Origin of the sequence: Micromonospora sp. NPDC049274, assembly GCF_040678875.1 — a bacterium.
Taxonomy (GTDB): domain Bacteria; phylum Actinomycetota; class Actinomycetes; order Mycobacteriales; family Micromonosporaceae; genus Micromonospora.
This window is the reverse complement of the sequence record NZ_JBFAQS010000022.1, coordinates 43,990-62,893: the sequence shown is the minus strand read 5'-3', so window position 1 is coordinate 62,893 and position 18,904 is coordinate 43,990. Positions and strand designations below refer to the sequence as shown.

Annotated in this window: 17 protein-coding genes; 3 read left to right on the top strand and 14 right to left on the bottom strand. The window is 71.6% G+C overall.

Going from position 1 to position 18,904, the window contains the following annotated elements:
- Nucleotide 1: 1 nt before the first annotated feature.
- From dapA to AB0K10_RS29720, 4 genes are all read right to left on the bottom strand, one after another.
- Nucleotides 2-928: a 4-hydroxy-tetrahydrodipicolinate synthase gene (gene dapA / locus AB0K10_RS29735; RefSeq protein WP_363688969.1), complete on the bottom strand. Its 927-nt coding sequence runs from the start codon at nucleotides 926-928 to the stop codon at nucleotides 2-4.
- A gap of 47 nt (nucleotides 929-975) precedes the next feature.
- Nucleotides 976-1,716 carry an FAD-dependent thymidylate synthase gene (gene thyX, locus AB0K10_RS29730; protein WP_363689045.1) on the bottom strand — a complete coding sequence of 247 codons (741 nt, stop codon included), beginning with the start codon at nucleotides 1,714-1,716 and terminating at the stop codon, nucleotides 976-978.
- 236 nt (nucleotides 1,717-1,952) lie between these two features.
- Nucleotides 1,953-2,558 carry a DUF2752 domain-containing protein gene (locus AB0K10_RS29725; RefSeq protein WP_363688967.1) on the bottom strand — a complete coding sequence of 202 codons (606 nt, stop codon included), beginning with the start codon at nucleotides 2,556-2,558 and terminating at the stop codon, nucleotides 1,953-1,955.
- A 4-nt stretch (nucleotides 2,559-2,562) separates the two neighbouring features.
- Nucleotides 2,563-3,792 carry a crosslink repair DNA glycosylase YcaQ family protein gene (locus AB0K10_RS29720; protein ID WP_363688965.1) on the bottom strand — a complete coding sequence of 410 codons (1,230 nt, stop codon included), beginning with the start codon at nucleotides 3,790-3,792 and terminating at the stop codon, nucleotides 2,563-2,565.
- An 80-nt stretch (nucleotides 3,793-3,872) separates the two neighbouring features.
- Here AB0K10_RS29720 and AB0K10_RS29715 point away from each other — a divergent pair, with 80 nt between their 5' ends.
- Complete coding sequence (locus AB0K10_RS29715) at nucleotides 3,873-4,424, top strand: GNAT family N-acetyltransferase (protein ID WP_363688963.1); 552 nt, start codon at nucleotides 3,873-3,875, stop codon at nucleotides 4,422-4,424.
- Here the strand turns inward: AB0K10_RS29715 and AB0K10_RS29710 are convergent.
- Nucleotides 4,323-5,597, bottom strand: coding sequence for a glycosyltransferase 87 family protein (locus tag AB0K10_RS29710; protein WP_363688961.1), 1,275 nt, complete (start codon nucleotides 5,595-5,597; stop codon nucleotides 4,323-4,325). The genes AB0K10_RS29715 and AB0K10_RS29710 overlap by 102 nt on opposite strands.
- A gap of 35 nt (nucleotides 5,598-5,632) precedes the next feature.
- On the opposite strand from AB0K10_RS29710, the gene AB0K10_RS29705 reads away from it, so the two are divergent.
- Complete coding sequence (locus tag AB0K10_RS29705) at nucleotides 5,633-6,214, top strand: GNAT family N-acetyltransferase (protein WP_363688959.1); 582 nt, start codon at nucleotides 5,633-5,635, stop codon at nucleotides 6,212-6,214.
- A gap of 46 nt (nucleotides 6,215-6,260) precedes the next feature.
- Here AB0K10_RS29705 and AB0K10_RS29700 read toward each other — a convergent pair whose 3' ends face one another.
- From AB0K10_RS29700 to AB0K10_RS29685, 4 genes are all read right to left on the bottom strand, one after another.
- Nucleotides 6,261-7,148 (bottom strand): carbohydrate ABC transporter permease, encoded by an 888-nt coding sequence (locus AB0K10_RS29700; protein ID WP_363688957.1) that lies wholly within the window; start codon nucleotides 7,146-7,148, stop codon nucleotides 6,261-6,263.
- Between the two features lies 1 nt (nucleotide 7,149).
- Nucleotides 7,150-8,271, bottom strand: a complete 1,122-nt coding sequence (locus AB0K10_RS29695; protein ID WP_363688955.1) for a sugar ABC transporter permease — start codon at nucleotides 8,269-8,271, stop codon at nucleotides 7,150-7,152.
- Nucleotides 8,272-8,344: 73 nt separating this feature from the next.
- Entirely contained in the window at nucleotides 8,345-9,595 is a 1,251-nt protein-coding gene (locus AB0K10_RS29690) for an extracellular solute-binding protein (protein ID WP_363688953.1), read from the bottom strand.
- 24 nt (nucleotides 9,596-9,619) lie between these two features.
- Nucleotides 9,620-10,609, bottom strand: coding sequence for a LacI family DNA-binding transcriptional regulator (locus tag AB0K10_RS29685; protein ID WP_363688951.1), 990 nt, complete (start codon nucleotides 10,607-10,609; stop codon nucleotides 9,620-9,622).
- A 144-nt stretch (nucleotides 10,610-10,753) separates the two neighbouring features.
- Here AB0K10_RS29685 and AB0K10_RS29680 point away from each other — a divergent pair, with 144 nt between their 5' ends.
- Nucleotides 10,754-12,859, top strand: a complete 2,106-nt coding sequence (locus tag AB0K10_RS29680) for a glycogen debranching N-terminal domain-containing protein (protein ID WP_363688949.1) — start codon at nucleotides 10,754-10,756, stop codon at nucleotides 12,857-12,859.
- A 94-nt stretch (nucleotides 12,860-12,953) separates the two neighbouring features.
- Here the strand turns inward: AB0K10_RS29680 and AB0K10_RS29675 are convergent, their stop codons facing one another.
- The 5 genes from AB0K10_RS29675 to rpsO form a co-directional block, all read right to left on the bottom strand.
- On the bottom strand, nucleotides 12,954-13,424 hold the full coding sequence (locus AB0K10_RS29675) for a GNAT family N-acetyltransferase (protein ID WP_363688947.1): 471 nt from the start codon (nucleotides 13,422-13,424) through the stop codon (nucleotides 12,954-12,956).
- A gap of 124 nt (nucleotides 13,425-13,548) precedes the next feature.
- Nucleotides 13,549-14,301, bottom strand: coding sequence for a 4-hydroxy-tetrahydrodipicolinate reductase (gene dapB, locus AB0K10_RS29670; protein ID WP_363688945.1), 753 nt, complete (start codon nucleotides 14,299-14,301; stop codon nucleotides 13,549-13,551).
- A gap of 97 nt (nucleotides 14,302-14,398) precedes the next feature.
- Entirely contained in the window at nucleotides 14,399-15,796 is a 1,398-nt protein-coding gene (locus AB0K10_RS29665; RefSeq protein ID WP_363688943.1) for a pitrilysin family protein, read from the bottom strand.
- Between the two features lie 47 nt (nucleotides 15,797-15,843).
- Nucleotides 15,844-18,240: a polyribonucleotide nucleotidyltransferase gene (locus AB0K10_RS29660; protein WP_363688941.1), complete on the bottom strand. Its 2,397-nt coding sequence runs from the start codon at nucleotides 18,238-18,240 to the stop codon at nucleotides 15,844-15,846.
- A 226-nt stretch (nucleotides 18,241-18,466) separates the two neighbouring features.
- Nucleotides 18,467-18,736, bottom strand: a complete 270-nt coding sequence (rpsO, locus tag AB0K10_RS29655; RefSeq protein ID WP_007456699.1) for a 30S ribosomal protein S15 — start codon at nucleotides 18,734-18,736, stop codon at nucleotides 18,467-18,469.
- Nucleotides 18,737-18,904: the final 168 nt, after the last annotated feature.

Below are 18,904 nucleotides of genomic sequence, written 5' to 3'. Positions count from 1 at the left end.
ATCATTCGGGCAGCTCCAGGCCCGCTGCCGCGAAGTCCGCGCGCAGCTGGGCGATCTCGTCGTCGGTGGCGTCCACGAGCGGGGGTCGCACCGGGCCGGCCGGCAGGCCAAGCGACGCCAGGCCCGCCTTCACCAGGATGGTGCCCTGCGTGCGGAAGATGCCGGTGAACAGCGGCAGCAGCCGCCGGTGCAGGGCAAGCGCGGCCGGCATGTCCCCCGCGTCGTACGCCTCGATCATTTCTGCGGTCAGCGCCCCGGTGAAGTGCGTCGAGGTGCCGACCACGCCCACGCATCCGACGGCCAGCGCCGGCAGGGTGAGCGCGTCCTCGCCGCTGTAGAAGGCGAGGCCGGTCCGGCTGGTCACCCAACTGGTGGCGGTCAGGTCGCCCTTGGCGTCCTTGACCGCGACGATCCGGCCATGGTCGGCGAGCCGGACCAGCGTCTCGGTGTCGATCGGCACGCCGGAGCGGTGCGGGATGTCGTACAGCATCACCGGCAGTCCGCTGGCGTCGGCCACGGCGGTGAAGTGCCGCAGCAGCCCGCTCTGCGGCGGCTTGTTGTAGTACGGAGTGACCACGAGCAGCCCGTGTGCGCCGGCCTTCTCGGCGGCGGCGGCAAGCTCGATGGTGTGCCGGGTGTCGTTGGTGCCGACCCCGGCGACGACCCTGGCCCGGTCACCGACGGCCTCCACCACTGCCCGGATCAGGCGTTCCTTCTCCGCGTCGGTGGTGGTCGGCGACTCGCCGGTGGTGCCGTTGACCACCAGCGCGTCGTTGCCCTGCTCGTCGACCAGGTGGCTCGCCAGCCGGGCGGCACCGTCGAGGTCGAGCGTGCCGTCGGACGTGAACGGGCTCACCATGGCCGTGAGCACCCGGCCGAACGGGCGGGACACCGGTCGGGCCGCGGTGTCGGGGTGGTCGTGCGTCATACCCTCCAACCTAGCGGACGACCAGCCGGAGCCCGCCGGGGAAGGGCTCAGGACGCCTCGTGCGGGCTGGCCGCAACCTCGGTGCCGTCCGGCAGCGTGGAGATCACGAAGTCGGCGAAGACGTTCGGCGCCACCGTCTGGAGCTGGCGCAGGCACTCCACGGCCAGCTCACGGATCTCCACGTCGGCGTGCTCGGTGGCTCGCATGGCGATGAAGTGCCGCCACGCCCGGTAGTTGCCGGTGACCACGATCCGCGTCTCGGTGGCGTTGGGCAGCACCGCGCGGGCGGCCTGTCGGGCCTGCTTGCGGCGCAGCGTCGGGTTCGGCTCGTCGGAGAAGCGCTGCTCAAGGCCCTCCAACAACTCGGTGTACGCCCGCACGCTCGCCTCGGCGGCCTCGACGAACTTCTTGTGCAGCTCGGGGTCGTCGGCGATGACGGCCGGCTCGACCATGGCCGCGTCCCGCTCGGGGACGTAGCGCTGCGAGAGCTGGGAGTACGAGAAGTGCCGATGCCGGATCAGCTCGTGGGTGAGGGAGCGGGAGACCCCGGTGAAGTAGAAGGTCACCGAGCCGTGCTCCAGCACGCTCAGGTGGCCGACGTCGAGGATGTGCGCGAGGTAGCCGGCGTTGGTGGCGGTGGCCGGGTTCGGCTTCTTCCACGACTGGTAGCAGGCCCGTCCGGCGAACTCGGCGAGCGCCTGGCCACCCTCGGCATCGGTCGACCACGGCACATCGTCCGGGGCCGCGAACTGGGTCCACGCGATCAACTTGACCTGGGGCTGCACCATGTCCGGCATTCCTGGGACTGTAGTGGTGGGGTGCCGCCCGGCCCAACTCAGGCGCGCCCCGTGCAATGTCGATCACTCAGCCTGCGGCGAAGCTGGATCGTTCACGACATCGGCCCGGGGTGCGGCTACGCACTGGGTGATCGACTCGCGTTCCTGAAAGTCGGGGTATTCGAGTCGGGTGGATGGCCCGGTTTCCTGGAAACCGAGTCGATCTGCCGGCCCAGACCGCGGCGCGATCAGACGTAGAGCGAGGTGAACGGCGCCCAGGGCAGGTTGCGCAGCACCGAGAACGCCAGCCACGCGCCCAGGAACCCGACGATGACCCTGGAGCTGATCCGCAGCTCGGGCAGCCGCCAGCCGAACGCCTGGTTGGCCGCCCAGGCGACGAAGAGGTACGCCAGGAAGGGCAGCGCGAAGACGAAGAGGAAGTGGTGGCGGGCCGCGGCCGGGAGGTCGGCGTGCAGCACGTACCAGAGCGCACGGGTGCCGCCGCAGCCTGGGCAGTCCAGCCCGGTGGTCAGCTTGAGCAGACAGGTGGGCGCGGCATCCGGGTCGGCCTCGGTCGGGTTGCTCAGCAGCGCGTAGGCCATGCCGAGGCCCACGCAGCCGACCGCGGCGAGCGGCACCGCCCAGCGCGGCGAACGCTCGTAGAGCCGCAGCACGACCCGGGTGAGCCGGTCGGGCTCGGGCGCCGGATAGCCGTAACCACCCGCCGGACTCGCCGGCCAACCGGTCGGCGCAACGCTCGCGGGGACCGCAGTGCCGACCGCGTCGTCGGGCACCGTGTGGACCGCGCCGGCGGTGGGCTGCGGCTGGTCGACAGGTCCGGGAACGCTCGTCACGCGCTCACGGTACACCGGACACGCCGGCCAACGCGGCGGTGAGCGGACCGGCCAGGTCGCCGGCCGCGGGGGGCGCCACCGCGTCCAGCCCGAGCCAGCCGGCGAGCCGGTACAGCTCGGCGGCGAGGGCGACCGCCGTCTCCCCCGGGTCGGCGCCGGGCTCGATCCAGGCGGCCGGCACCAGCAGCACTCCGGCCTTGCGGTCGGCCTTCAGATCGACGCGGGCGGTGAACCGGTCGCCCTGCAGGAACGGCAGCACGTAGTAGCCGTACGCGCGCTGCGGCGCCGGGACGTAGATCTCGATCCGGTAGCTGAAGTCGAACAGTCGCTCGGTGCGGGCACGTTCCCAGATCAGCGGGTCGAACGGGCTGACCAGCGTGTTGCCGCGAACCCACCGGGGCAGCCGGGCGGACGCGTGCAGCCAGGCGGGCTGCCGCCAGCCCGCCACGGTGACCGGCACCAGTTCGCCGGCCTCGGCCAGCTCCGCGACGGCCTGCCGGGCGCCGGCCAGTGGCAGCCGGAAGTAGTCGCGCAGCTCCGGCTCGGCGGCCACCCCGAGCGACCGTGCCGCCAGGGCCACCAGAGCGCGGTACGCCTCGGCGTCGGTCGGGGTGGGCGCGGCCAGCACGGCCGGCGGGAGCACCCGCTCGGGCAGGTCGTAGCGGCGGGCGAAGGAGGTGCTGCGCTCGGCGGCGGTCACCTCGCCGGCCCAGAACAGGAACTCCAGCGCCCGCTTCACCGCCGACCAGTTCCACCCCCAGTTGCCGGTCTCCCGGGGGGCGTCGTGCTCGATCTCGGCGGCGGTCAACGGGCCCCGCGCGGCCACCTCGTCCCGGACCCAGGCGACCAGCTCCGGCTGCTCCTGGGCGATGCGCCGCATGCCGCCCCAGGATTCACTGTGCGCGCGGGCCATCCGCCAGCGCAGCAGCGGGTGCATCTCCACCGGCACCAGGGACGCCTCGTGGCCCCAGTACTCGAACAGCTCGCGGGGACGCCGGTAGGCGGCCTGGTCGAGCAGCGTGGTGGGGTACGGACCGAGCCGGCTGTAGAGCGGCAGGTAGTGCGCGCGTTGCAGCACGTTTACCGAGTCCATCTGGATCAACCCGACCCGGTCGAGGACCCGGCGCAGATGTCGACGCGTGGGCACCCCGACCGGCGGCGGGTCGACGAAGCCCTGGGCGGCGAGCGCCACCCGACGGGCCTGGGCGAGCGAGAGTGATTCCGGTGCGGCCATCGTCGGCGACGATAAATCATCGGTACGACGTCGGTGCGGGAAGCTGGACTCCGACCGCCACGGGGGCATAGAACGGTGCAATGCTGACCATCCGCCGGGAGGAGCCGGACGACGCCGAGGCTGTCGCCCGGGTGCACGTGCACGGCTGGCAGTCGGGGTACGCCGGTGTCATGCCGGACGAGGTGCTCGGGCGACTCAACGTGGGGGCCTGGGCGCAGCGCCGCCGTGACGTGGGGACCGCCGACCCGGAGCACCCGTTCAGCACCCTGCTCGGCGAGGTGGACGGGCTGGTCGTCGGCTTCACCACGTTCGGGCCGTACCGCCGCAACCAGGACCGCGACGACCTGGACGCGACGGTCGGCGAGGTGCTGGCGCTCTACGTCGAGCCGGCGTTCTGGGGCGACGGGACGGCCACCGCGCTGCTCGCCGCCGCCCGCGCCGGGCTCAGCGAGCGGGGCTGGACCGGCTACCGGCTGTGGGTGCTGGCGGACAACGGGCGGGCCCGCCGGTTCTACGAGCGGGCCGGGCTGTCAGCGGACGGTGAGCAGTCGACCTACCAGGTGCCGCTCGCCGGCGGGCGCGGGCCGGTCGGGCTTGTCGAGCTGCGGTACGCCGGCCGCCTCGACGACTGACCCGCCCGGTGCCAGCCACCGGCGCACCGGCAGGAAGGCCAGCAGGGCCAGGCTGATCCAGACGTACGCGTTGCTGCCGACGAAGCCGTCGACGCCTGTGAAGTCCTTCTCCCAGAACCAGACGGTCCGGCTGATCAGCAGCACGTACCCGATGGTCGCGGCGGCCAGCAGGACGCGGCGGCGGCGACCGGCCGGCGCGGCCATCGCGTTGTCGACAAGCAGGATCAGCCCGGGCAGCAGCCAGACCAGGTGGTGGACCCAGGTGACCGGGCTGACCAGGCACATCACCGCGCCGGTGAGCGCCAGGCCGGTGGCCTCGTCGCCGGCCGCGACGGCGGCCCGGGACCGCCAGGCCCAGAGCGCCAGGGTGCCGAGCACGAGCAGCAGCCAGAGCAGGGTGCTCGGGTGCTGCGGGTCGAGCCGGGCGACCACCCCGCGCAGCGACTGGTTGGAGACGAACGCCAGCTCGCCGACCCGCCCGGTGTTCCACAGGGCCTCGGTCCAGAATTCCCGGGAGGCGTCCGGGAAGAGCGCGCCGGCCAGCAGCGACACCCCGGCGGCCGCGCCGCTGGCGGTGAGCGCCGCCCGCCACCGCCCGGTGACCAGCAGATAGACGATGAAGATGCCGGGGGTCAGCTTGATCGCGGTGGCCAGGCCGATGCCCACCCCGGCCCATCGGTTGCCGGCCGGCAGCAGCCGCAGCAGGTCCACCGCCACCAGGAAGAGCAGCAGCATGTTGACCTGGCCGAAGTTCACCGTCTCCCGCATCGGCTCGAACGCGGCGGCCAGGCAGAGCGCGACGGCGAGCGCGAACCAGCGGGTCCAGCCGGCCCGGCGGGCGATCGGGTCGACCAGCCACCAGATCAAGACCGTGGTGGTGGACACGCTGGCGAGCACACTCACCACGATCGCGGCCGACCACGGCAGGTACGCCATTGGCAGCATGACCAGCGCCGCGAACGGCGGGTACGTGAAGCCGTACTGGGTGCCCGGTTTGAGGTAGTCGTAGATCTCCCCGCCGTCGTGCACCCACCACGTCAACGCGCCGTAGTAGACCTTCAGGTCGAAGAAACCGTGCCGGACGGCAGCGACGGCGAGGAACGCGGTGACCGCCGCGGCGAGCACCACCACCCCGACGACCTGCGCGGTCGTCCTGTTGGCACCCTGCGCCACCGTCGCCTCCCTCGCCCTGCGTAGGCTTCCGTCCCATGGCTCTCGGGTACGTCCGCCCGGCGCGTCCCGAGGACGCCGGCGAGATCGCACGCATCCAGCTCGCGACCTGGCGCGTCGCGTACCGCCGCATTCTGCCTCGGCACGTGCTCGACAACCTGGACGAGGGGTTCCTCGCCCGGCGGTGGAGCGCCGCGGTGCTGGAGCCGCCCTCGGGCGCGCACCGGGTGCTGGTCGCCGTCGAACAGGCCGAGCAATCGTATCTGGTGGGGTTCGCCGCCTCCGGCCCGGCCGACGGCGAGGCGCTCGCCCCGGGTGAGCCGGCCGATGCGCTCGGGCCGGACGTGGCCGCCGTGACCGACCTGCTGGTGGAGCCGCGCTGGGGCCGGCGGGGGCACGGCAGTCGCCTGCTCGCCGCAGCTGTCGACCTGTGGCGGGAAGACGGGCTGAATCGGGCGGTGGCCTGGGCGTTCGACGGTGACGAGGCGACCCGGAAGTTCCTCACCAGCACCGGCTGGGAGCCCGACGGCGCGGCCCGGGCGCTGGACGTCGACGACATGCTGGTGCCCCAGGTGCGCCTGCACGTGGCCGTCCCGACCGAGAAGGTACCGGCCGAGTGACCGACAGCGGCGGCCCGGACGCGGAGCCGCCACTGTCGGTCCGGGGTCAGCCCTTGTCCGAGCCGTCGTTGGCGTCGCGGACGAAGTAGCGCTGGAACACCACGAAGATGATCGCCACCGGGATGGTGGCGAGCAGCGCCGCGCCCAGCTTGAGCGGGTACTGGGTGCCGCTGCCGAGCGAGCCGCTGACCAGGTCGGCGAGGCCGCGCGGCAGGGTGAACAGGTCGGGGTCCTGCACTGACACGAGGCTGTGCGGGAACTCGTTCCAGGAGCCCTGGAACGACAGGATGGTGAGGGTGATCAGCGCCGGCTTCGCCATCGGCAGCACCACCGACCAGAAGGTGCGAAAGACGCTCGCCCCGTCGATGCGGGCGGCCTCCTCGACGCTCACCGGGATCGACTCGAAGAACTGCTTCATGATGAACACGCCCGCCGCGTCGGCCAGCAGCGGCACCACCAGACCGGCGTAGCTGTTGTAGATGCCGAGTTGGTTGAGCACCAGGAACTTCGGGATCAGCAGCACCACGCCGGGCACCGCCATGACCGCGATGACCGCGGCGAACAGTCCGCCGCGACCGGCGAACCGCAGCCGGGCGAGGGCGTAGCCGGCGAGCGAGTCGAAGAACACCCGGCCGAGGGTCACCAGCACTGTCACCAGCAGCGAGTTGCCCAGCCAGAGTGGGAAGTTGGTGCCCGCGAAGATCCGCTCGAAACCCGCCAGGGTGAGCGGGTCCGGGATCGGGGAGAGCGGGTTCGCCGCCGCGTCGGGCTCGGTCTTGAACGAGCTGGAGATCTGGATGACGAACGGATAGAGGAACACCAACCCGAAGAAGACAAGCGTGGCGTACCCCAGGAAGCGGGTGGCCAGGGTGCGGGCCGCGCGCTGGTCGCCGCGCGCGGGCGCGGCCGCCGGGCGGTCGGTGAGCACGGCCATGTCAGGACCTCTCCGGTACGCGTCGACGCCACCAGCCGCGGCGCGGCCGGTCGGTGTCCCGCTCGGCGAGCGCCCGGCGCTGGATCAGCGTGAGCACGATGATGATGAGGAACAGCACGAACGAGATCGCCGCGCCGGAGCCGTAGTCGAAGTCCCGGAAGGCGGTCCGGTACGACAGGTAGGCCGGGGTGAGGGTGGTCTTGGCCGGGTCGCCCTGGCTCATGACGTACACCTGGTCGAAGACCTGCCAGGAGCCGATCGTGCCGAGGGTGAGCACCAGGAAGGTGGTCGGCCTGATCATCGGCAGGGTGACGTAGCGGAAGCGCTGCCAGCGGGAGGCGCCGTCGAGGGTGCTGGCCTCGTCCAGCGTCACGGGCACGTTCTGCAGGCCGGCGAGGAACATCAGCATGAACGTGCCGGAGGTGGTCCAGACGACAAGCGTGATGATCGAGATCATCGCCACGCTGGGGCCGGACAGCCAGTCCCACCAGGTCAGCCCGAACGGGCCACCGTCGGTAAGCGCCGCCGGGGGCGTGTCGACGCCGAGCGCGCCGAACAGGAGGTGCAGCACGCCACGGGAGTCGGCGAACCACTCCGGTCCGTCGATACCGAGGAGGCCGAGCAGCGCGTTCACCGCGCCGGAGTTGGCGAACAGGAACAGGAACACGACGCTGATCGCGACCGAGCTGGTGACCGAGGGGAAGTAGAACGCGCTGCGAAAGAAGCTCTTGCCCTTGAGCATCCGGTTGTTGACGACAAGCGCCAGCCCGAGCGCCAGCACGGTCTGCGCCGGCACCACGATCGCCACGTAGTAGATGTTGTTGCGGATGCTCGTCATGAAGTCGCGGCGGGCCAGCCCGTCCTCGGTGAACAACTGCGTGTAGTTGTGCGCGCCGACGAACGGGACGTCGCCGGTGAACGGGCTGCCCTGCCCGTTCCAGTCGGTCAGGCTGACCCAGAGCGCCATCAGGATCGGCAGCAGCAGGAACAGCCCCAGGATGACGATCACCGGCGTGACGAAGAGCCAGCCGGCGAGGTTCTCGTTGCCGCGGACGCCACCACGGCGTCGCCGAGGGCTCGCCTCGGGCGCGGTGGGCGCGGCGGTCAGTGTCTCGGCTGTCATATCCCCTCCTCCCCTCTCTCGGGCCGGAAGCGCGGACAGGGGCCCCGCGTGTCGCCGGGCCCCTGTCGTCGCCTCAGCTACCGCCGAGCGCCGCCTTGGCGTTCTTGTCGAAGTTCTGCAGCACGGTCTTCGGGTCGCCGTTCGTCAGGCCCTGCAGACCGGTGTCCAGGTCCTTGAGGACGCTGTCCATCTTCGGCGCGTTCACCGGGCCCTGGGCGTACGCGGCGCCGTCGATGAACACCTTGTCGGCCGGCGAGGCGGCCGTGTACTGATCGCGCACCGACTGCCGGGACGGCATGACACCGACCGCCTTGGCGAACGTCAGCTGCTGCTCACCGCTCGTCATCGCCTCGACGAACTTGATCGCCTGGTCCTTGTACTTCGACTTCGCCGCGATGCCCCAGCACTGGGTGAAGGAGAGCGTGCCCTGACCCTTCGGGCCGGCCGGCAGTGCCACCACCCTGTACTTCACGTTGGGGAAGTCGTTCTGCAGGGCGCCCTTGATCCAGTTGCCCTCGATGGTCATCACGGCCTTGCCCTTGCCGAACGCCTCGCCGGACCAGCCCGCGTCGAGCTGCTTCGGGTACTTGGCCAGACCGGAGGTGAGCAGGGTCTTGACGTACTGGAGGGCGGCCAGGTTCTCCGGGGTGTCGGCGGTCGGCTGCTTGCCGTCCTTGCTCAGCAGCCAGCCACCGTTCTGCACCATGAAGGCGCCGATCCGGTCCCGGGTGTCGCCGAGCGCCAGGGCGACCTGCCCCTTCGCCTTGATCTTCTGGGCGGTCGCGGTGAGCTGGTCCCAGGTGGTCGGCACGTCGGCGTCGGTCAGTCCGGCCTTCGCCCACAGGTCCGTGTTGATCTGCAGGGCCAGGGTGGAGAAATCCTTGGGCGCGCAGTAGAGCTTGCCGTCGTAGGTGAAGGTGGTGCGCAGGCTCTCGTAGAAGTCGTCCGGATTCGAGATCTTGTCGCCGTACGGCTCGAGCGCGCCGACGCTCGCGTAGTCGGCGAAACGGGCCGCGTCGACGTAGAAGACGTCCGGCGGGGCGCCACCGGCGAGAGCCTGGCCGAGCTGCTGGGTGAGGTCCTGCGCCGGGGTGACGGTGGCGGTGTTGCCGGAGCTGCTGGCCCACGTCGCCGCCGCCTCCTGCACTGCCTTGGTCTCGGCCTCGCCGGAGGATCCGATCAGGATCTGCAGGCTGGCCGGGCCGCTGGACTGCTTGGCGTCGCCGGACGAGTCGTCGAAGCCGCTGCCGCAGGCCGCCGACGCGAGAAGGGCGACGGTGGCGAGGCCGGCCACCGCGGCCCGGGTAAGGGTTCTGGGTGCCATGTTCTCTCCTGGTGGGGGATGGGACTACGCGGTGTGCCGCAGTGCCAGCGAGGGCTGGAGCAGCACGTGGGTGGGGGTCTCGTGATTGCCGTCGAGGACCCCGGTGAGCAGGTCCACGCAGCGGGCGGCGGCCTCGCCCAGCGGTTGGCTGACGCTGGCCAGCCCCACCGCCGCGGCGACCGGCGTGTCGTCGAAGCCGATCACCGACACCGGCGGGTCGGTACCCCGGATCGCCTGGAGCGCGCCGAGGGCGAGCGAGTCGCTGGCACAGAGCACGGCGGTCGGCGCCACGGCGGCGAGCAGGTCACGTGTCAGCCGTTCGCCCTCGGCGATGCCGTCCTCGGTCTCGCGGTGCAGCCCGGTCGGGTCGACACCGGCGTTGCGCAGCGCGTCGTGCCAACCGGCCCGCCGGTCGTCGCCGACACCGGACCCGAGCGGCCATCCGATGAACGCGATCCGTCGGTGCCCGGCGGCCAGCAGGTGCCGAGTGGCCGCGCCGGTGCCGGCCGCGCCGTCCACGTCGACCCAGGGGTGCGCGTCGAGCGCGTCCCACGGGCGGCCGAAGGTCACGAACGGCACGTCCCGGTCGGCGAGCCAGGCGGTACGCGGGTCGCCGTACTTGGTGCCGACGAGCACGAAGGCGTCGAGCTCGTACGTGCCGAGCAGGTCGTCGTAGGTGGCGATCTCCCGCTCGTCGTCGGGGGCGGTGTAGAGCAGCACCCGGTAGCCAGCGGCGTCGGCGGTCTCGGTGAGGCCGTGCAGGAAGCGGTCGAGCACGGAGCCGTTGATGCCGTCGCGGGTCGGTTCGATCCGGGCGGCGATGAGTCGGGACCGACCGGTACGCATCTGTCGGGCCGCCTGATTGGCCCGGTAACCGAGTGCGGCGATGGCGTCCTCGACCCGCTGGCGGGTCTCCTGCCGCACGATGTGTGGGGCGTTGAGCACGTTGGAAACCGTCTGCCGGCTCACTCGGGCGTGCCGGGCCACCGTCGCAATGGTTACCTTGTCGGGCACTTAATCCCTCTCGCCGTCTTGAACGATCCAATTCGGATAGTGCAGGATTAGATCGTTCAAGTTTCTGGAATGTTTCGCACTTTGCACCGCCAGGGGCGCGTTGTCAAGATGTCCGCCCCGCACCCCGAGATCTGGAGCCGCACCGTGATCGAACGCCAGCTGCAACCCCTCCTGCACGAGTTGGTGGGGGTGGTGCTCGCCCCGACCAGTGCGCTGGGGGACGCGACCGGGCAGATCCGCCCGACGGGCGTCCAGGGCGTCTTCCACGCCGACACCCGGGTGCTCTCCCGGGCCGAGCTGCGGGTCGACGACCAGGAGCTGGAGGGGCTGACCCGCGGTGCGGACGGCCCGCACGGCACTCGCTTCGTGGGCCTGGCACGCTGGCTCGGCGATCCCACGCCCGACCCCACCGTCCGCGTCGACCGAGTCCGTCACGCGACACGCGACGGCCTCACCGAGGAGCTGCGGATCGTCTCCACCGCCACGGTCGGCGTACGGGCCACCGTGAGCGTCGACCTCGGCTGCGACCTAGCACCCATCGAGGTGGTCAAGTCCGGTGGCGCCGTCGAACCGCTGGAGGCCAAGACCGGCCAGCCGGGCGTGCTCACCTGGTCGGCCGACGGGATCAGCGTCACGGTCACCGCGCCGGACGCCGACGTGCTCGCCGCCGACGAGCGGGCCGCCGCGCCCCGGCTGGCCTGGCCGATCGACCTGCCCCCCGGAGGCGAGACGGTGCTGCGCTGGCAGGTGAGGGTCGAGGACCCGCGTGCCGTGGTGGTCGGCCCGACCGGGGAGCCGGAGTGGGCCCGACCCGAGGTGACCGCGGACGACAGGCGGCTCGTCCGCCTCCTCGACCGCAGCCTGGACGACCTGCGCGGGCTACGCCTGGCCGAGACCGGCGCACCCGGAGACGTCTTCCTCGGCGCCGGCGTGCCCTGGTTCCTCACCCTGTTCGGCCGGGACAGCCTCTGGGCGGCCCGGATGATGCTGCCGCTCGGCACCGACCTGGCGGCCGGCACCCTGCGCGTGCTCGCCCGCCGACAGGGCACCCGGGTCGACCCGGCCACCGGGGAATCCCCCGGGAAGATCCTGCACGAGCTGCGCGGGCACGAGGTCGCGCTGCCCGGGAACGGGCTGCGCCTCCCGCCGGCCTACTACGGCACCGTCGACGCCACCATGCTCTGGATCAACCTGCTGCACGACGCGTGGCGGTGGGGCCTGCCGGCCGACCAGATCGTGCCGCTGCTGCCACACCTGGAGGCCGCGCTGCGCTGGCTCGGCGAGCACGCCGACCCGGACGGCGACGGCCTCGTCGAGTACATCGACACCACCGGCCACGGGCTGTCCAATCAGGGCTGGAAGGACTCCGGCGACGCCGTCCGGTTCCGCGACGGCTCCCTGGCCACCGCGCCGATCGTGCTGGCCGAGGTGCAGGGGTACGCCCACGAGGCGGCGGTGAACGGCGCCGCCCTGCTGGACGCCTTCGGCCACCCCGGCGGCGACCGCTGGCGCGACCACGCCGCCACGCTGGCCCGCCGGTTCCGGGAGAGCTTCTGGGTCGACGGCCGGTACGGCCCGCAGCCCGCCCTGGCCCTCGACCGGGACAAGCGGCCCGTCGACTCGCTGACCAGCAACATCGGTCACCTGCTCGGCACCGGCCTGCTCACCGTTGACGAGGAGGACCAGGTCGCCCGCCTGCTCACCACCGACACGCTCGCCGGTGGCTTCGGGCTACGGACCATGTCCACTGACGACGCCGGCTTCAGCCCGCTGTCGTACCACTGCGGTTCGATCTGGACGCACGACACGGCGATCGTGCTCGCCGGGCTGGCCCGCGCCGGGCACCGCGACGCCGCGCTCGGCCTGGCCGAGGGGCTGCTCGCCGCCGCCGAAGCGTTCGACTACCGCATGCCGGAGCTGTACGGCGGTGACGACCGGGCGTTGCTCGACCGACCGGTGCCGTACCCGGCGGCGTGCCGACCCCAGGCGTGGGCCGCGGCGGGCGCGGTGCTGCTGCTCCAGGCCGCGGCAGGCCTCTACCCGGACGTGCCGGGCGGCACCATCCGACTGGCACCCCTGGCGGGAGCGGAACTCGGTGCCGTGGCGGTCGACGGCCTTCGCGTGGCCGACACCCCCGTGCACGTCACTGTCGACCGCACCGGCGAAGCCACAGTCACCGGCCTCCCCACCCCACTGACCCCGACCCTCCCCACCCAACGCCGCCCCACGACCCCGTCCCTCCCCCGCTAGGCCGGGCCGGCCACCCCGGCGATCTTGCAGTTTGGGTTGTCGAGATGCGGGAGATGCACCTTCTGTCGCGACAGAAAATGCAAGATCGCAGGGCTCAGGGCATTCGTTCGGCGATCAACTCGTCGTCGTCCACCGCACCCGTGGGGTGGAAGCCAAGGGACTCGTAGAGGGTCGCGGCCGGGGTGTTGTCGGGGTGGTACGACAGGCGGACTGAGGGCTTGCCGTCCCGGGCCGCCAGCCAGGGGGCCAGGGTCTGCACCGTCGCCCGGCCGACACCTCGGCCCTGTTCGGCGGCGTCGATAAGCATTCCGCCGATCCAGTGCGAGCCGTCGTCGTCCACGCCCCACATGACGTGGCCGACGACGGCCTCGTCGGCGTACACGGCGAGTGAGGTCCACACCTCGGAGCGGGTGCTCAGCAGCAGATATCGCGCGCCCAACGCGGCCACGAACCGACGCTGGTCGTCAGTTGGGGCGACATCAGCCACCGCACGCCAGTTGTCGTCGTCGACCTGCCGGAGCGTGACTTGCCTTCCGAGCCGGTCCAGGTGTCCCCCATTGATCATCCGCCGGATGCTACCCGGCCCGCGCCCGTAGATCTTGGACACTTTCCGTCAGCGCAGAACGGAAACTGTCCAAGATCTACGCTGTGCGGCGTTGTGGGCCTGGCCGGCGGGAGGGCCGGACCACTCAATCGAGGAGGGCGTCCAGGCCGATCGTGAGGCCGGGGCGGGTGCGTACCGCGCGGACGGCAAGCAGCACGCCGGGCATGAACGACACCCGGTCGTACGAGTCGTGCCGGATGGTCAACGTCTCCCCGGTGCCGCCGAACAGCACCTCCTGATGGGCGACCAGACCGGTGGCGCGCACCGCGTGGACGCGTACCCCGTCGATCTCGGCGCCCCGCGCGCCCGGCACCTCGTCCTTCGTGGCGTCCGGCACCGGGCCGAGACCTGCCTCGGCGCGGGCGCGGGCGATCTGCCGGGCGGTGTGCGTGGCGGTGCCGCTCGGGGCGTCCAGCTTGCGCGGGTGGTGCTGCTCGATGATCTCGACGGACTCGAAGTGCCGGGCGGCCCGCGCGGCGAACTGCATCATCAGCACCGCGCCGATACCGAAGTTCGGGGCGATCACGACGCCCACCTCGGGCTTGTCGGCCAGCCAGCCGCGCACCTGCTCCAGCCGCTGCTCGGTGAAGCCGGTGGTGCCGACTACCGCGCTGATGCCCTGCTCGACGGCCCACCGCAGGTTGTCCATGACCACGTCCGGCGTGGTGAAGTCCACGACGACCTGGGCGCCGGTGACGGCGGAACGGCTGTCGCCCTGGTCGATCGACGCCACCAGCTCAAGGTCGTCGGCGGCGTCGACCGCCTTGCAGACCTCGATGCCCATCCGACCCCGGGCACCGAACACGCCAACCCGGGTCTTCCCCTGCTCGTCAGTCACGGGGCACAACCTATCCCAATCGGGACGCGCCCTCCTCGCCGGATCCGGTCCGCTCCACCGGCCGGGACACGCCCCAGCCCGCGCGGACCACTGGCACTCAGGCGGAGAAGTCGCCCTCGCCGAACGGGCCGACGACAGCCAACGACATTGGCCGGCCGAGCAGCTCGGCGGCGAGAGTGTTCACGTCCGCGACGCTCACCTCGTCGACCCGGCGGAGCAGCTCGTCGACCGGCATCAGGTCGCCGTAGAGCAGCTCACCCTTTGCCAGCCTGCTCATCCGGGAACCGGTGTCCTCCAGGCCGAGCACGAACGAGCCCTTGCTCATCCCCTTGCCCCGGGCCACCTCGGCCTCGGTCAACCCGTCGGCGGCCACCCGGGCCAGCTCGGCACGGGTCAGGGCCAGCACCTCGTCCACCTTGCCGGGCGCGCAGCCGGCGTAGACGGCGAACAGGCCGCTGTCGGCGTACTGGCTGGCATAGGAGTAGACCGAGTACGCCAGGCCGCGCTGCTCGCGGATCTCCTGGAACAGGCGGCTGGACATGCCGCCGCCGAGGACGTTGTTGAGCACCCCGAGGGCGAAGCGCCTGTCGTCGGTGCGATCGATGCCCGGGCAGCCCAGCAGGACGTGCGCCTGCTCGGTCTCCTTCGGCTCGACAAGGGTGGCGGCCGGCTTGGTGCGTACCGCCGGGGCGGCCGCGCGGTGTGCGGCCGGCGCGGCCGGGTCGCTGTCCAGCGGCGTGCCGCGCACGGCCTGCCGGACCAGCTTGACCACCGCGGCGTGGTCGAGGTTACCGGCGGCGGCGATGACGATCTGCGGCGCGATGTAGCGGTTCCGGTAGAACGTCTGGATCTGCCTGCGGGTCATCGGCGTGACGGTCTCCTCGGTGCCGGAGATCAGTCGACCCAACGGGTGGTCGCCGTAGACGGCCCGGGCGAAGAGGTCGTGCACCTCGTCACCGGGTTCGTCGTCGTGCATGGCGATCTCCTCCAGGATCACGCCACGCTCGGTCTCCACGTCGGCCGGCTCCAGCAGCGAGTCGGCGACCAGGTCGCACATCACGTCGATCGCCAGCGGCAGGTCCTCGTCCAGCACGCGGGCGTAGTAGCAGGTGTATTCCTTCGTGGTGAAGGCGTTGGTCTCGCCGCCCACCGCCTCGATCTGGGAGGAGATCTCCAGCGCGGTGCGCTTGTGGGTGCCCTTGAAGAGCAGGTGCTCCAGGAAGTGCGCGGCGCCTGCCTGCGGACGGGTCTCGTCCCGCGAGCCCACCGCCACCCAGACACCGAAGGACACGCTGCGCATCGCCGGGATCGCCTCGGTGAGCACGCGCAGGCCGCTGGGCAGCACGGTACGTCGTACCGTGCCGCCCAGCGGGTCGTCGCTGAGCGTCCGGGTCACCGCGCGGGCGGCGCCGCCGGAGCGGCCCGCCCCGGTGTCCCGAGACGGAGCCACCCCCCGTCGATCCGGTGGAAACGGCGCACTGAAGGCCCGACTCACGTGTTGCTCCCGGTTCGACGAGGGGTGGGTGTAGCAGATGCTGGTGGTCAGCTGTGCCGGGTCCGGCGGCGCGGACGCTCGCCGCCCTCGCCACCACCCTCGCCGCCGCCGTTGCCGCCCTCGCCACCGGTGCCGCGCTCCGGACCACGCCCGCCCCGGTCGCCGCCACGCTCGCGGTCGCCCCGGTCACGCGGACCCCGGTCGCCCCGGTCCCGGCCGGACGGACGGTCGCCGCCGGCGGCCTCACCGGCGGCCGGCGCCTCGGCGCCCTCCGGACGGACCTTGTCCAGGTAGATCTTGCCGCGGGCGTCGATGTCCGCGATCTCGACCTCGACCCGGTCACCGACGTTGAGGAAGTCCTCAACGCGCTCGACCCGCTTGCCGTCGCCCACCTTGGAGATGTGCAGCAGACCGTCGCGGCCCGGCAGCAGCGAGATGAACGCGCCGAACGCGGCGGTCTTGACCACCGTGCCCAGGAAGCGCTCGCCCTGCTTGGGCAGCGTCGGGTTGGCGATCCCGTTGATCCGGTCGACGGCCGCCTGGGCCGACGGGCCGTTGGTGGCGCCGACGTAGATCGTGCCGTCGTCCTCGATGGAGATCTCGGCGCCGGTCTCGTCCTGGATCGCGTTGATGGTCTGGCCCTTCGGGCCGATCACCATGCCGATCTTGTCCACCGGGATCTTGACCGTGGTGACCCGCGGCGCGTAGTCGGACATCTCGGCCGGAGCCTCGATCGCCGCCTTCATGACCCCGAGGATGACCTGCCGGGCCTCGTTGGCCTGCTGCAGTGCGGCAGCCAGCACGTCCGACGGGATGCCGTTGAGCTTGGTGTCGAGCTGCAGCGCGGTGACGAACTCCGGCGTGCCGGCGACCTTGAAGTCCATGTCACCGAACGCGTCCTCGGCGCCGAGGATGTCGGTGAGCGTTACGTACTGGGTCTTGCCGTCCACCTCGTCGGAGATGAGCCCCATGGCGATGCCGGCGACCGGCGCCTTCAGCGGCACACCCGCGGAGAGCAGGCCCAGCGTCGAGGCGCAGACCGAGCCCATCGAGGTGGAGCCGTTGGAGCCGAGCGCCTCGGAGACCTGCCGGATGGCGTACGGGAACTCCTCGCGCGACGGCAGCACCGGAATCAGCGCCCGCTCGGCGAGCGCGCCGTGGCCGATCTCGCGCCGCTTCGGCGAGCCGACCCGGCCGGTCTCACCAGTCGAGTACGGCGGGAAGTTGTAGTTGTGCATGTAGCGCTTGCGGTTCTCCGGGGACAGCGTGTCCACCATCTGCTCCATCCGGAGCATGTTCAGCGTGGTGACACCCAGGATCTGGGTCTCGCCGCGCTCGAACAGCGCCGAACCGTGCACCCGGGGCAGGACGCCGACCTCGGCGGTCAGCGGCCGGATGTCACGCGGGCCACGGCCGTCCATGCGGACCTGCTCGCGCAGCACGCGGTTGCGCACCTCGGACTTGGTGAGCGACCGGAAGGCTGCGCTGAGCTCCTTCTCGCGACCCTCGAACCGAGCGCCCAACTCCTCGGCGACCCGGGCCTTGACCCGGTCCAGGGCCTCCTCGCGGTCGGCCTTGCCGGCGATGGTGATCGCTTCGGCCACCTCGGTGCGGGCCAGCTCGGAGACGGCGTCGTAGACGTCGTCCTGGTAGTCCAGGAAGACCGGGAACTCGGTGACCGGCTTGGCGGCGACCTCGGCCAGCTCGCTCTGCGCGCGGCACAGCTCACGGATCGCCGGCTTGGCGGCCTCCAGGCCGCTGGCGACGATCTCCTCGGTCGGGGCGGTGGCACCGGCCGAGATGAGAGCGACGGCGTTCGGGGTGGCCTCGGCCTCGACCATCATGATCGCGACATCGCCGTCGTCGAGGGTGCGGCCGGCCACGACCATGTCGAAGGTGGCGCGAGCCAGCTCCTCCAGGGTCGGGAACGCGACCCACTGGCCGTCGATGTGGGCGACCCGGGTCGCGCCGATCGGGCCGGAGAACGGCAGACCGGACAGCTTGGTCGACATCGAGGCGGCGTTGATGGCCACCACGTCGTACGGGTGCTGCGGGTCGAGCGCGAGGATCGTCTCGACGACCTGGACCTCGTTGCGCAGGCCCTTGACGAAGGACGGGCGCAGCGGCCGGTCGATCAACCGGCAGGTGAGGATCGCGTCCTCGCTGGGCCGACCCTCACGGCGGAAGAACGAGCCGGGGATGCGGCCCGCGGCGTACATCCGCTCCTCGACGTCGACGGTCAGCGGGAAGAAGTCGAACTGCTCCTTCGGGTGCTTACCGGCGGTCGTGGCGGAGAGAACCACCGTCTCGCCCAGCTGGGCGATGACGGAACCGGCGGCCTGGCGAGCCAGCCGACCGGTGGAGAAGGTGATCTCGCGGGTGCCGAAGGACCCGTTGTCGATCACGGCGGTGCGGGATTCGGTGCCGAGTTTGGTCTCGGTCATGTGCTGTCGTGCTCCTTCGCGTCGTGGGCCCGCGACGTCGGGGAGCTGCTCAGCCGGCCGGTCTTCGATCGAAGCGCCCGGGTGGCCGGCGTGCTGCCGGGTTCCCGGGGGCCACTACCGGAGACCGGTACGCTGACCGGCTCCCTCTCGGGTTGGTCGCGCGGCCCGTGTTCTTCAGGTGGGACGCCGATCGGGGGAGCAGCCGTACGGCCGCTCCCCCGTCACGTCACCGGCGCAGGCCGAGCCGCTCGATGAGCGTCCGGTAGCGGGCAATGTCCTTCTTCTGGACGTAGTTGAGCAGCCGACGGCGACGGCCGACCAGCAGCAGCAGCCCACGGCGGCTGTGGTGGTCGTGCTTGTGCACCTTCAGGTGCTCGGTCAGCTCGGCGATCCGCTTGGTGAGGACCGCGACCTGGACCTCCGGCGAACCGGTGTCGCCCTCGGCGGTCGCGTACTCCGCGCGGATGCTGGCCTTGGCTTCCTGGTCGAGCGCCATGTTCTCCCTGTTTCGATGGGTTGATCAAGTAGGTGTCCGTCGTCCCGATGGACCGGGAACGGACCGGTACCTCGCACCCGCGGCGTCGAGCAGGCACGCGAGGCCCCACGCCGGTCACCCGACGTCCCCGCAAGACTACCAGCACCCACGGGTAACACCCGGCCAAGG